Here is an 11,759-nt window from a genome sequence, read left to right as displayed (position 1 = left end):
CGTATCACAGAGGACACAATCCGCTATGTCGGATCAATCACCTCTGTTGCCGATCGCGGCAAATGTGCAGCTCAAAGGTTAAACCTCAAGCTCAGTGCCTGCTGACAAAGGCTTAAGCGCTGGCCCGGACCTCTGCTGAAGATCACCCACATGCGGATAACGGGGCCGGCTGTGAGTTGGTTCCGGCGTGCCGCGGTCGCGGGGCATGAGCAGGCGGCCATCGCGTTCGACGGCGCGTCGGTACGGCTCGGCCAGGCCCCATGGAACACCGATGGAGCGCTGCCCCTCGATTGGACCGAAGCGCCAGCGGCCCAGGAGCCGTCCGGGCCGTGACCCGTCCGGACCGTGAGCCAACAATTGTCGGATGGCTCCGGCAGGATGGTGACCGTGGTTTCTTATCAGCTGGTCATTGACTGTGCGGCACCCGAGCGGATGGCCCGGTTCTGGGCGGGCGCGCTGCGGTACACGGTGGAGCCGCCGCCGAGTGGATTCGATACGTGGCGAGATTACTGGCGCAGTCTCGGAGTGCCGGAGGACGAGCTGGGCGAGGGGGACGGCAGCGACAGCATCGTCGATCCCGAGGGGTACGGGCCGAGGATCTGGTTTCAGCAGGTGCCTGAGGGCAAGGTGGTCAAGAACCGGTTCCACCTGGATGTGAAGGTGGGCGGCAAGCGGGAGGACGTACCGCTGGAGACCCGGAAAGCGCGGGTGGATGCCGAGGTGGAGCGGCTTGTCCAGGCGGGGGCGTCCATTGTGCGGGTGCTGTCGCAGCCTGGGGTTGATCACTATGCGGTGGCGATGGTGGATCCCGAGGGGAACGAGTTCGACGTGGCCTAGCGCCGTTTTCCGCACGTCATCACGGCTATCCCGCGTCTCCGCATCCCTCTACGCACTTCGGCTTGGGTCCTTCTGGAAGAGAGGGAGGCTTGGTCCTTTTGGACGGAAGCTTGGGTGGAAGAGAAGGACGGGGTGTGAACGCGGTACCAGGGACGAAGCGGAACGTGCGGAAAGGCAGGGCTAACTAGCGGATATGGAGCCGTAGAGGGCTGGTCCGAGCTGTTGATGTAGCCCTGGTGCGACCATTGCGACAGTTGGACGCGGAAACTGTTGACGTTCTCGATTCCTAGGATGGCGGCCAGCTGGCTTCCTTTCCAAACCCGCCAGGACTGGGCGGTCAGAAGTCGCGACGCCGAGTTGGACGGGCCACATCAGGCGCATCCACACCACCAACTATGGCGTCTACGGCGCTTGGAAGGTCTGGCGATAGCTGCTGCGCGAGGGGCACCAGGTCGCGCGGTGCACGGTCGAGCGGCGGATGCGCGCGCTGGGCCTGCAAGGAGCTCGCCGCGGCAAGAAGATCCGCACCACTGTGGTCGATCCCGGCCATCATAGGGCGCCCGATTTGGCCAAGCGGGACTTCACCGCGCCCCGGCCGAACACGGTCTGGGTTGCCGATTTCACCTACGTGCACGCCTGGTGCGACATCGTCTACGTCGCCTTCATCGTGGATGTGTACTCCCGGGCGATCGTCGGCTTCCAGCGGATCTGGCCGAAACAGCCGGTCAGATTATGAGCGTCGCGTTCAGGAGCGCCAGCGGGCCAGGAGATCCTCTCCGGCGCGCACGGTCAGGACAGCCGGAGTCCGCACCCGTCCGGCGCCTGTACGCCCCCAGAACCGCAACCTCGGCGCCCCGTCACCGGGGTGGGGCTCGATGGCCGCGGAAGGCCGCCTCCAGGGCGACGCGCCAGTGGTGGTCAGCCTGGGGGCGGGGGCCGAGCGAGCCGAGGAGTTCGAGGCTGGCCAGGCCGTGCACCAGGGCGTTGAGGTGGACGGCGATGTCATGAGGGTCGGAGGGGGCGAACCGGCCCGCGTCTACGCATCGCGCGACGGCCTGTATCAGCGTGTCGAACGTGCCCTGAATCTGAGCCAGGGCTGCCTCGTCCGGCTGGAAGTCGGCGAGGGGCCGGCCGAACATCAGCTCGTACAGGTGCGGGTTGTCCAGGGCTGAGGCCCGGTAGGCGTGTCCGAGCGCCATCAGGTCGGCCTCGGGGTCGCCGTCGGTGGGCACCCGGGCGAACTCGTCGGCGAGCCGGGCGAATCCCTCCAGGAACATCGCGCGGAGCAGGCCGGCCTTGTCGCCGAAGAGGTTGTAGACGGCCTTGGTGGAGGTGCCGACCTCGTGGGCCAGGCGTCGGGTGCTCAGCGCTTGCGGGCCTTCCTGGGCGAGCAGCCGTCCGGCGGCGTCCAGAAGGTCTCGGCGCAACTCGTCGTAGTCGCGGGTACGTGGGCGGGCCATTTGACAATCATATCGCAACGGTGTTTCATAACAGTGTTTCCAATCTTGTTAACGGGAGGCCACCGTGCCCGCTACATCCGATCTGCATGTCGTCCTCGGCGCCGGAGGGGGCGTCGGCGCGTCCGTGGTCCGCGAGCTCGTCTCTCGGGGGCACCGCGTCCGCGCCGTCAATCGCAGCGGCCGGGTGCCCGCGCTGCCCGGGGTCGAGGCCCACCGGGGCGACATCACCACCGCTGAGGGGGCCAAGGCCGCCTGCGCCGGGGCCGAGGTCGTCTACCACTGCGCCTCACCCGCCTACACCCGATGGGTGCAGGAGTTCCCCCGCATGACCGACGTGGTACGGCAGGGCGCAGCCGCCTCCGGCGCGAAGCTGGTCCTCGCCGACAACCTGTACATGTACGGTCCCGTCGACGGGCCCATGACCGAGGCCCTACCCCACGCCGCCCGCAACCCGAAGGGCCGGGTACGCGCCGCGATGGCCGACGCGCTGCTGGACGCCCACCGCTCAGGCGAACTGCGCGTTGCCCTGGGCCGGGCCTCCGACTACTACGGTCCCGGCGGCGTCAACACCGTCGTCGGCACGATAGTGTTCGCGGCGGCGCTCGCCGGGAAGCCCGTCCGCTGGTCCGGGCCGCTCGACCAGCCCCACACGCTCAGCTACCTGCCCGACATCGCCAGGGGCCTGGTGACGCTCGGCTGCGACGCGCGAGCTGACGGCCACGCCTGGCACCTGCCGGCGGCACCGGCCGTCACGGGCCAGGAGTTCCTCGACCTGGTGATCGCCGAGCTGGGGCAGCCCGGCAGAACGGCGGCGCTCGGCCGCCCGATGCAACGCCTGATCGGCCTGTTCAACCCGACCGTGCGCGCCCTCGGCGAGACGTGGTACCAGCGCGACCGGCCGTTCGTGAGCGACGCCTCGAAGTTCGTCACCACGTTCGGGCCGTTCACCGCGACCCCGCACGCCACCGCCGTCGCCGCCACCCTCGACTGGTACCGCGCCCGCCCGACCTCGTGACCGGTGTCAGCGGCCACCGGCGAGAAACCGCGAGACCTCGTCCTCGCCGACCCTCGTGCCGTGGCCAACGACCTGGAATCCCCCGCCCCGCCCTGTTGCGTGCCGCCGCCGACCCCGACGGGTTCAAGCTGCTGTTCCGCTACGCCGCCCGCGAGCCCCACTCCCGCGACCTGATCGACTCCATCACCGCCGAGGTCCCGGAACCCGGCGAACACGCCGAATCAGATCATCTGTCTGCTATCGCCGAGGAACACACCCGTGGCGCCGATGAGGTCGAACGTCACCCGTGCCCGCGATGCGCCGTTCGAGGCGGCGGAAGTGCGCCGGGTCGAAGCGCTCGAGATCGAACCTGTCGGTGAGCGAGCCGGGGAAGACGAAGTCCTCGGGCTCGCTGGCGTTGAGCAGGTACGACTTCGGGAACAGGCACATCCGGATCTTCCGGAACGGGCCCTCGGCCAGGGTGGCAAGCGTCTGTTCTTGCAGCGCGTCGGGCTGGTGCGTCCACGCGTACGCGGTGGTGCCCAGCGGCCGGTGACGCGAGTCGTCGGCGTGGCGGAAGTGGAACCCGTCCACCCGCACCGGGCCATGAGATCCCTCACGAGCTTCCGTCACCATCACCGCCCCCGAGATCCCATCCAGCGACCGCGCGGTCGAGGTGGTCCCGAACGTCCAAAAGCCTTCGACGTCGGCCGGCACGCGAACGAGGTAGCCCCCTTCCCCGTCGTAGAACCCGCCGAGCTGCACGTCTGAGCCGTCCGGTCGGCGGAAGACGGCGTGCAACTCGACGTCTATGAAGGGATTGCCGTGGGCGGGCCTGTCCAGTCGGACCTCGATGACGCCCCAGAGCGGGGTGGCGGCGGGCAGCGTCACGGATGCCGAGGCCCGCGCCACCTCTTCGGCCTCGTAGTCAGGGTCGGGAGGGATGACGGGGGTCGGACGCAGCTGCTCCTCCGTGTCGCCGAGCTCTGCGCGGGCGTTCCAGAATTCCTCCTGCTCGAAGGCGTCTTGGAGCGTCGGGATGTAGGGCAGGAGCGCTCCAAGACGCGCATTCCGGAAAGCCATACCGCCATCAGCAGGGCGTGGGCGGTGGCCAGGGTGAGAATCTGCCCGCCGATGGGACGGCCGGACTGGATGAACTGCGGGACCTAGGTCAGGTAGATGGAGGCGGCCTGCCGTCAGCTCGCCGACCTGCGGCAGCTGCTGCGGAACGGTCCTGCCGGCTCGGACGCCTGACCGGCGATCCGGTCTCGCCCCCCCTTGCACCACCTTTTCTTCTGGAAGGAATCGCACCCGCGATGGACATCGGTATTGGGTTGCCCGGTCCTGCTCGCTGGACCGACGGCACACCCTGGTGGAGTGGGCCCGCCGCGGCGGGCGCCACCTCGCGCATCCGGCTGCTGACCAGCGTGCTTCTCGCACCTCTGCGCGCCGACCACGCCCTGTTCGCCAAGACCGTCGCCACGCTGGACCAGCTCGCCGGGCCCGGCCGCCTGCAGCTGGGACTCGCCCCGGGAGTCCGGCAGGACGACTTCGAGCTAGACGCGTGTCAATGGGTGTGACGGCTGCCGGTAGCCGGCCGCCGTCATGGCTTGACGGTAGGCGCGCAGGGCCGCCGTGGTGTCACCGCGTTCCTCGTGCAGATCGGCCAGCCGGTTCCATAGGCTGACGACGGCGCGCCCCGGAGTCGCGCGTTCCAGCACGCGTTCTCCTTCGGCCAAGGCGGCGGCGGCCTGTCGCGCATCGTCCGCCGCAAGGTGGACCATGCCGAGGGCGATCGCAGCTTCGGCTTCGGCTGTAGGGGCCGCGTCAGCGGTGAGCCTCGAGCGGGCGGCCTGCGCCCAGTGCAACGCCTCATCGAGGTCGCCGAGTCGTACCGCGGCGCGAGCCAGGTACGTCTCACACTCGCTGATCTCCGCCGGGCTGGCCAGCTGCGTGAGGCGCTCGTGCGCATCGAGGAGGAACTCGCGGGCTTGTCCAGGGTCGGCGGGTTCGCCGTCCAAGAGCAGTTCGCCGTAGAAGGTGCGCAGCACGGCCAGGTTCCGCTGATGGTCGGTTTCGCCGAACAGGGCCAGGGCGCGGTCGGCGAAGGCTTTGGCGTCGGCGCCCCGGCCTTGGTAGTGAGCGGTGACGGCAGCGTTCCAGTAGGCCGAGCCTCTGGCCAGCGGGCTGCCCGTGCTGTCGGAGATCTCGATGAGGCGTCGCAGCAGCCTGGCGGCACGCACCAGGTCGCCCCGGTGGATGTAGACACCTGCCAGGGTGACGCCCAGCCGAACCGAGCTGTCGCTCCATTCCACGCCCAGGTCCTCAAACGTGGCCATCGCCCGTTCCCCGAGGTCGGCGGCGTAGCCGTAGTCGCCCAGGTCTCGGCTGCAGCGCAGCAGGTCGGTGGCCCGTTCGGCCCACAGCGCGGTGCCCGGCTCGGCGGCCTTCCACAGGGCTTCGTAGGCGGCGAAGGCCTGCTCGGTGCGGCCCAGCAACTCCAGCGCCCGGGCCCGGCCGAGCTCTGCGCGCGGGTGGTACGGGGGCGGGCCGGACCGCGAGACCTCCTCGAACTCGCTCAGAGCGGCTTCGGCGGTGGCGTGCTCAAGTGCCAGTTCGGCGAAGGAGAGCCGGCGCTCGGTCTCCTGCCACAGATCGGGCTGCCGTCCGGTGGCGAGGTGGTCGGGCGTGGTGCCGAGCCGTTCGGCCAGGTACCGCAGTACGTCGGGTGACGGACGCCGCCGGCCCGACTCGATCAAGGACAAATAGCCGGCCGACAGCAGGCCGGGCTTGACCAGTTCCGCCTGCAAGAGCCCCTGCTCCTGGCGCAGTTCCCGGATGCGCTTCCCGACCGCCTCGTCCGTCATGAACGGCATCCTACCAGGTGTAATTCGCCAATTTACTTTGGATAACACCATCCATTACAGTTGCCTCGCCCCCGCACCGGGAGGCTGCCCCACCTAACGAAAGGCGCCTTGGCCATGACGACTCAAGACACCAAGATCGAAGCCATCGGCAGGTTCTTCGCCGCGTACGCCGCCAACGACCTGGCGGGCATCCGCGAGGTGCTGGCCGACGACATCGAGTGGACGATCCCTGGACACCACCCCCTGTCGGGCGTCAAGCGGGGAGCGGAGGAGGTCGTCGCGTTCTTCACCCAGCTGGGTAAGGCCGGCTTCCAGGCCGATCCGTTGTTCCTGGAGGCCAACGAGGAGTACGTCGTGGACATCCACCGCGGCTGGACCACCGAGGGCATCGGCAAGGTCGACACCCTGTGGGCACTCGTGTGGCACTTCAACGCCGACGGAGAGGTCGACCGGGTGGTCAACCTCTCCGCCAACCAGCACCAGATGGACGCCTTCATCTGGGACAACTTCCAGCTGGCCCCGCTCCCCGACCGCCTGGCCTGAGCCAGTGCCGGGCCTCCGGAGGCCCGGCACTGGCAGAAACGGGTTGCGGCAGCCTTCATGTCGGTTTCGCCGGCTTCCCCCGCAGGAACGGCTGAACGAGGAGATCCGCCCGCACCCGACGTGGTCGGCATCTTCCCGGACCGGCCCGCGATCATCGGCCTCATCGGTGCCGTGCTGGCCGAGCAGACCGACGAGTGGGTCGAAGCCCGCCGCTACATGGGCCTGGACATCCTGGCCAAAGCCCGCATCCGCGTAATCCCGGGCGACACACCCGCGGCGGCGATCCCCCGTCACCAGGCGGTGCTACGGCGTGTCGATGATCGCGCCGTCCAGGCTGGAGCGCTTGAGATCCAGCGTGCTCAGGTCGCATCCGCGCAGGTCGACGCCGGTCAGGTCACACTCACGGAACGAAGTGTGGTCGAGGATCGCACCGGTGAAGACCGCGCCGGTCAAGGTCGCCGGCTGGATCATCGCACTGCCCAGCCGGGTGAAGGCGATGGTGGCGTCGACCAACTCGCTGTAGCCGAACCCCGCCCTGGTGAGGTCGGCGCCGGTCAGGTTGGCATCGGTCAGGTCGGCACCGGAGAAGATGGCGCCGCGTGCGGAGGCGCGCGACAGGTCCGCGCCGGAGAGGTTGGCGTCGGCGAAGATCATTTGGTCGAGGTTCAATCCGCGCAGATCGGCGCCGGAAAGATCGAGTTCCTCCTCCGCGTTGTCGGCGCGCCACTGATTGAAGGCGAACGGCCCCTGTCTCAGGATTGCGACGACGTTCCCTGTTGCCACGCCGGCCTCCCCGTCGAGACGCCCCGCCCGCTCAGGATCATCGGTGGTGTCGGCGTCGAGGGCGGCGACGTTCTCCCTCGCGATGGCGAGTTCTTCGGCGAGCTCCTCGTGGTACGGATACATCTCCGCCATCGCCTCCACCATCGCGAGGCGAGTGCTCAGCAGTTTCAGCGCGTTGTCCCGATCGCCGTCGCGCTTGGCCAGGTCGGCGAGGCGTTGGAAGGCCAGGCCGGCTTCCATGGCCGTTTCCGGGCTCACATTCGCCTGGAAGAGCCGGGTACGGATCGACGAGCACTCGGCCCAGGTCTCGTATTCCTTGTCCTTGTGCTCCGGCAGGTTGAGCGCGCGGTACACCTCGCCGAGGTGTTGCAACGAGTTGGCGAGCCGCTGGTCTGCTTCCATGAAGGTCGGGTGCTCGGCCGCGAGCTCGTGGTAGATGTCCACGGCGACCGTGAGCACGGCCTCGGCCGCCACCAGGTCGCCGTCGGCGAACCGGGCCTGGCCACAGGTATCGTGCGCGGCGCCGAGGCAGAACCTGGCCTCGTCGCGCTGCGGGTGGGTGGCGGCCCACTCCTTGACGGCGGACAGCGATCGTTCGGCCACCTCTCGCGCGGCGCGCGGGAAATCGTGCCGGATCAGCATGGCGACCAGGTGGTCGCGGATGGGACGGTGGTGGCCGTTGCCCGCCGGCACGTACGGCGCGATCTCTCCCAGGAGCGCCATCCCCGCGTACTCGAAGTCTGCCTCCACGCTCTCGATGACGGCGAGGAGGAAGTGTGTCAGGTCGCCCATCCCCTGGACCGCCAGCAGGTGCCGGCAGACCGCGACGTAGTCGTCGAACGTGCCGCTGTCGTGTGTCCGGCTGTAGTGCATGTTCATGGCGCGCTCGTGACGGTCGGCGATCGCCGGGCCTTGGTGCGGTGCCAGCATCTCCGCGATCCAGCGGTCGGCGAAGTAGACGGTGTCCCCGTCCCACCCCTCCCACGCGTTGAGCAGTCCGAGCTCGGCGAGCCGGGCCGCGGTGGCCTGCACGCTTTTGAGCTCTGCCCGCTTGGGCTCCGGGCGCTGCCTGCGGTCCGGCTCGCGGGTGTCGCAGGCGACGGCCAGGTCGTGTGCGGTGACGGGGACGGTGGAGATCGCGGCCTGGAGCAGGGTCTCTCGCTGTTGCCCTGTCAGCTCGGCCATGATGAGGTCGAGCGGTACGGCCCCCGGCGTCACCGCCGCGAGCCGCGCTCCCACGCCCTCGGGGTTCGCGGACAGCCAGGCGTCGACCAGTTGCAGGGACCGTGGATGCGCCGCGGTCGCGCGGACCACTCGCTCCCGGGTGGCCGGATCCACTGTGGACAGGAAGGGCAGCCCGGCTGCGATCTCGGTTCCCGCGGTCAGGTCCAGCGGGTCGAGCTGTAAGACACCGAGCCGGTTGCCGGTCGTCGGTGGCGGCAGCGGCGTCCGGGCGGTCACCAGCACCCGGCCCCGATCGGCGGCCTGGCACAGCCGGTCGAACATCTCGCCGAAGCCGGGATCCAGGTAGCCCGTGCCGTCGAGGTTCTGGCTCAGGTCGTCGAAGAGCAGGACAAGAGGGGAGCTCTTCAGCAGCCGGCAGACCGTGTCGAACATGGCATCGTCCGACGGAGCCAGGCCGAGGGTCCCCATCAGGCGCACGTGTTCCTGGGACAACCCCTCGCCCCAGCCGGCGAAGGCCTCCGTGACACCTCGGAACAGCGTTTGCGGAGACCATCTGCCCACTATCGCGGCTGCTCCCCAGCCATCGGCCTGAAGCCGCCCGAGCACCTGGCGGGCCAGGGCGCTCTTGCCCGCCCCCGCTTCCCCGGTGATCACAAGCCCGGCCGGACCTGCGGTCAGCATGGTCAGCGCGGCCCGCACGTCCGACTCTCTGACCAGGTCGGGGGATCCGAGCCGCCGCACTTCCGGGCTCAGGTTCGCTTCCACGTTCACGATCGCTCCCCAGCAGACACGACGAATTTGACCGATCAAGCCCCGAATTCGGGTGAGCCTACTTGATCGTCGGCGATCTCTGAGGCGATCTCTGAAATGAGGCCTCGGCACGTCGGTGGACGACTTCGGCCGCGATCTCGGCGCAGGCCGCACACGGCTGCGTGTGGGACGCCCCCGTGAGCAACTGCCGCGGTCGGCGCCTCACCGGCACTCCGGCGAGGGCCGCGGACGGCAGGACCGGTGAGCCTGCCGTCCTGCCCAGCCGGTGTTATGTGTCGTTTGTGGATGAGGCGAGCATCTGGAACTGGTCCCACTGGACCCGGGGGCGGGCCAGGCCGCGCCGCTCCAGGTAGCGGGCCGTGGAGCGGCGGGCGGTGCGCAGGGTGCGGAACGCGTCGCTGGTGCGGCCGGATCCGGCCGGCTCGACCACTTTCTGCGGGACCAACGTCCATTGGTCGCCGTCGGTGCGGAGTTCGCCGCGGATCAGTGCGTTGTGCATGGCGTTGAGCAGCTCGTCGTGCCGGTGCACGAGCAGGCTGGCCTTGCCCGGCACGATGCCGTCAGCGGCGTTCGCCGCGATGGTGAAGCCGTCGGCGGTGGCCCTTGGCCGCGTGCGTACCAGCAGCGGTGCCCCGGAGGCGTCCCGGGCGCCGAGGACCGCGCTCGGGAAGTGGGCGATCAGGTCAGCGCCGGGCAGGTCCGTGGCGGCTGGTGTCGCGGGCGCGGGCTGTTCGGTGGCGGTCAACTCGGCGAGCGGCGGCCGCACCTCGACCTGGGTGGGCGTCACGGTGATGAAGAGCCGCAGGTAGTACCAGTCCATGAACCACCGGCCTGGGGCCCGGACGTAGTTCCGGCTGTGCGGTTGCCGTTCGAAGAGCGTACGCCAGTAATCGGCTGCTTCGTCCGGACCGGTCCGGATCTCATCGGGGCAGGTCGCGGTTCCGCCGACGAAGACCTGGGGCGCGTCGGCGCGGCCGCTGCCGGTGGGGTCGGAGAAGAGCAGTGCGACGCGTCCGTCCCGGCGGACGTTGAGCGCCTTCTGCGCGAAGGCCAGGCTGGTGGTGACGAGCAGTGTGCCGTCTGTCCGGCGCCAGGCCGCAGTGGGCCAGGTCAGTGGGGTGCCGTCGGCCCCGAGAGTGGTGAACTCGCAGGTCCGGTAGGCATCGATGATGGCGCCGACCTCAAGGTCGATCGGTGTCGGGGTCACAGGGCGGCTCCTGAGGGGAGGCGGTGGCGTAAGCGCATGCGTGTGATCATCTCGTCATTCGGCAAGGGACGTGGGAAACGAAAACGCGCGGCTCCGGCTAGAGCGGGCCACGCAGGTCGCGACAGCGCGCAGCGTACTGGCGGCGGCCGACGAGCCGCCACAGCAGCCGGCCGACGGTCGGTGCCTTGCGCAGGAAGTACGCCTGCTCCTCGGCCGAGGCGTCCTCCAGGATGGCGCCCAGCGCGATCAGCATCTTGTTCTTGGGAATTGTCTCAAGGCCGCGGGTTCCGACCAGATCCCATTCGGCGACGGTCATGTGCTCGGCGACCAGCGGGAGCACCAGTCGCTCCTCGTCGTCCAGATGCTCGGTCAGCACTGTCTGGTGCTCGTCGAGGGCTGCCGCCAGTTCAGCGCCGGCCGCCGGGTCTCCGCCGCTCGTCCGCCAGCGGAGAAGGAGGGCGGTCGCCTGCGTCAGCGTTTCATCGATGGCGTGGTGCTGAAGCTCCATCCGAGCCACCAGGTCGTCCTGGGCCCCGGCCCGGCTCCGCAGCAGCGGCCAGATCAGCTCGTCCTCGAGACTGTGATGGTGGTGGAGGCCGTCCATGTACTCCTGCACGTAGTCCGCGACCTTCGCGGTCCGCGCGGAGTCTCCGGTCGGTACGGCGCGCACGAGCCGCGGCATGAGAGCGGCCTCCCGGCGGAACACCCGGTGGACGATGACCATCTCGTGGGTGTAGGGGCGGTCGACCGTGACCGAGGGCATGGTGGTGTTCCCGGTGTTATCGGCGCTGGGCAACTGGTCTCTCCGTGGTCGGGGGCGTGAGCTGTTCCCGGGTGGCGACGGCGGGGGTGATCGGGATCGTCCGGCATGGCCGAATGGGCGGCAGCGTCACGTACGGGGTGGTTGGCGCGACGCCGGTCAGGGATCTTCGAGAACGGCCCCCTCCCGAATATCGTTCCGCCGAGGAAACTAGCGGGGTCGACAGGCAAGTTCAAAGCCGGGCCGGAGCGCCTCGTTCGAATACCGCGCCACAGGTGGATGAACTGCTCCTGCACTCAGAGCATCCGGTGTCTTGGCACCATCACGGCGATCCCCGAGGGTCGTCAATCTG

General features: G+C 69.1%; 12 protein-coding genes and 1 pseudogene. 7 read left to right on the top strand and 6 right to left on the bottom strand.

Translation table 11 applies throughout. The features are described from left to right. The first annotated feature begins 171 nt into the window (after positions 1 to 171). From AB0J64_RS25675 to AB0J64_RS25665, 3 genes are all read left to right on the top strand, one after another. A complete protein-coding gene (locus AB0J64_RS25675) occupies positions 172 to 333 on the top strand; it encodes a hypothetical protein (RefSeq protein WP_364031519.1) in 162 nt (53 codons plus the stop codon). A gap of 45 nt (positions 334 to 378) precedes the next feature. Continuing rightward, positions 379 to 837, top strand: a complete 459-nt coding sequence (locus tag AB0J64_RS25670) for a VOC family protein (RefSeq protein ID WP_364031516.1) — start codon at positions 379 to 381, stop codon at positions 835 to 837. 478 nt (positions 838 to 1,315) lie between these two features. Then, on the top strand, positions 1,316 to 1,573 hold the full coding sequence (locus AB0J64_RS25665) for a DDE-type integrase/transposase/recombinase (RefSeq protein ID WP_364031513.1): 258 nt from the start codon (positions 1,316 to 1,318) through the stop codon (positions 1,571 to 1,573). Positions 1,574 to 1,694: 121 nt separating this feature from the next. On the opposite strand, the gene AB0J64_RS25660 is transcribed toward AB0J64_RS25665, so the two are convergent. After that, the gene (locus tag AB0J64_RS25660; RefSeq protein WP_364031510.1) at positions 1,695 to 2,297 is read right to left on the bottom strand and encodes a TetR/AcrR family transcriptional regulator; all 603 of its coding nucleotides are present in this window, start codon (positions 2,295 to 2,297) and stop codon (positions 1,695 to 1,697) included. A gap of 64 nt (positions 2,298 to 2,361) precedes the next feature. On the opposite strand from AB0J64_RS25660, the gene AB0J64_RS25655 reads away from it, so the two are divergent. After that, positions 2,362 to 3,312: an NAD-dependent epimerase/dehydratase family protein gene (locus AB0J64_RS25655; protein WP_364031507.1), complete on the top strand. Its 951-nt coding sequence runs from the start codon at positions 2,362 to 2,364 to the stop codon at positions 3,310 to 3,312. Positions 3,313 to 3,549: 237 nt separating this feature from the next. Here the strand turns inward: AB0J64_RS25655 and AB0J64_RS25650 are convergent, their stop codons facing one another. Beyond that, a complete protein-coding gene (locus AB0J64_RS25650; RefSeq protein ID WP_364031504.1) occupies positions 3,550 to 4,374 on the bottom strand; it encodes a DUF5060 domain-containing protein in 825 nt (274 codons plus the stop codon). 233 nt (positions 4,375 to 4,607) lie between these two features. Here AB0J64_RS25650 and AB0J64_RS25645 point away from each other — a divergent pair, with 233 nt between their 5' ends. Next, on the top strand, positions 4,608 to 4,871 hold the full coding sequence (locus AB0J64_RS25645) for an LLM class flavin-dependent oxidoreductase (protein ID WP_364031501.1): 264 nt from the start codon (positions 4,608 to 4,610) through the stop codon (positions 4,869 to 4,871). Here AB0J64_RS25645 and AB0J64_RS25640 read toward each other — a convergent pair. Next, positions 4,848 to 6,158, bottom strand: a complete 1,311-nt coding sequence (locus AB0J64_RS25640; RefSeq protein WP_364031498.1) for a helix-turn-helix domain-containing protein — start codon at positions 6,156 to 6,158, stop codon at positions 4,848 to 4,850. The genes AB0J64_RS25645 and AB0J64_RS25640 overlap by 24 nt on opposite strands. A 114-nt stretch (positions 6,159 to 6,272) precedes the next feature. Here AB0J64_RS25640 and AB0J64_RS25635 point away from each other — a divergent pair, with 114 nt between their 5' ends. Both AB0J64_RS25635 and AB0J64_RS25630 read left to right on the top strand, forming a co-directional pair. Next, positions 6,273 to 6,701: a nuclear transport factor 2 family protein gene (locus AB0J64_RS25635; protein ID WP_364031495.1), complete on the top strand. Its 429-nt coding sequence runs from the start codon at positions 6,273 to 6,275 to the stop codon at positions 6,699 to 6,701. Between the two features lie 79 nt (positions 6,702 to 6,780). Further along, a pseudogene (locus AB0J64_RS25630) lies at positions 6,781 to 6,950 on the top strand (transposase); the annotation flags it as partial. Positions 6,951 to 7,004: 54 nt separating this feature from the next. Here AB0J64_RS25630 and AB0J64_RS25625 read toward each other — a convergent pair. From AB0J64_RS25625 to AB0J64_RS25615, 3 genes are all read right to left on the bottom strand, one after another. Then, positions 7,005 to 9,440, bottom strand: a complete 2,436-nt coding sequence (locus tag AB0J64_RS25625) for a pentapeptide repeat-containing protein (protein ID WP_364031492.1) — start codon at positions 9,438 to 9,440, stop codon at positions 7,005 to 7,007. 268 nt (positions 9,441 to 9,708) lie between these two features. Further along, positions 9,709 to 10,647 (bottom strand): pyridoxamine 5'-phosphate oxidase family protein, encoded by a 939-nt coding sequence (locus AB0J64_RS25620; protein ID WP_364031489.1) that lies wholly within the window; start codon positions 10,645 to 10,647, stop codon positions 9,709 to 9,711. 97 nt (positions 10,648 to 10,744) lie between these two features. Beyond that, positions 10,745 to 11,443: a hemerythrin domain-containing protein gene (locus AB0J64_RS25615; protein WP_364031486.1), complete on the bottom strand. Its 699-nt coding sequence runs from the start codon at positions 11,441 to 11,443 to the stop codon at positions 10,745 to 10,747. Positions 11,444 to 11,759: the final 316 nt, after the last annotated feature.

Origin of the sequence: Nonomuraea sp. NPDC049695 (assembly GCF_040674955.1) — a bacterium.
Classification (GTDB): Bacteria; Actinomycetota; Actinomycetes; order Streptosporangiales; family Streptosporangiaceae; genus Nonomuraea; species Nonomuraea helvata.
The sequence above is the reverse complement of the archived record's forward strand: the minus strand, read 5'-3'. Positions and strand labels throughout refer to the sequence as shown.

Excerpts from the sequence above, each read along its gene's own strand:
- AB0J64_RS25670 (WP_364031516.1), top strand. The coding sequence starts at position 379 with ATGGTGACCGTGGTTTCTTATCAGCTGGTCATTGACTGTGCGGCACCC.
- AB0J64_RS25665 (WP_364031513.1), top strand. The coding sequence starts at position 1,316 with ATGCGCGCGCTGGGCCTGCAAGGAGCTCGCCGCGGCAAGAAGATCCGC.
- AB0J64_RS25660 (WP_364031510.1), bottom strand. The coding sequence starts at position 2,297 with ATGGCCCGCCCACGTACCCGCGACTACGACGAGTTGCGCCGAGACCTT.
- AB0J64_RS25645 (WP_364031501.1), top strand. The coding sequence starts at position 4,608 with ATGGACATCGGTATTGGGTTGCCCGGTCCTGCTCGCTGGACCGACGGC.
- AB0J64_RS25640 (WP_364031498.1), bottom strand. The coding sequence starts at position 6,158 with ATGACGGACGAGGCGGTCGGGAAGCGCATCCGGGAACTGCGCCAGGAG.
- AB0J64_RS25635 (WP_364031495.1), top strand. The coding sequence starts at position 6,273 with ATGACGACTCAAGACACCAAGATCGAAGCCATCGGCAGGTTCTTCGCC.
- AB0J64_RS25650 (WP_364031504.1), bottom strand. The coding sequence starts at position 4,374 with ATGGCTTTCCGGAATGCGCGTCTTGGAGCGCTCCTGCCCTACATCCCG.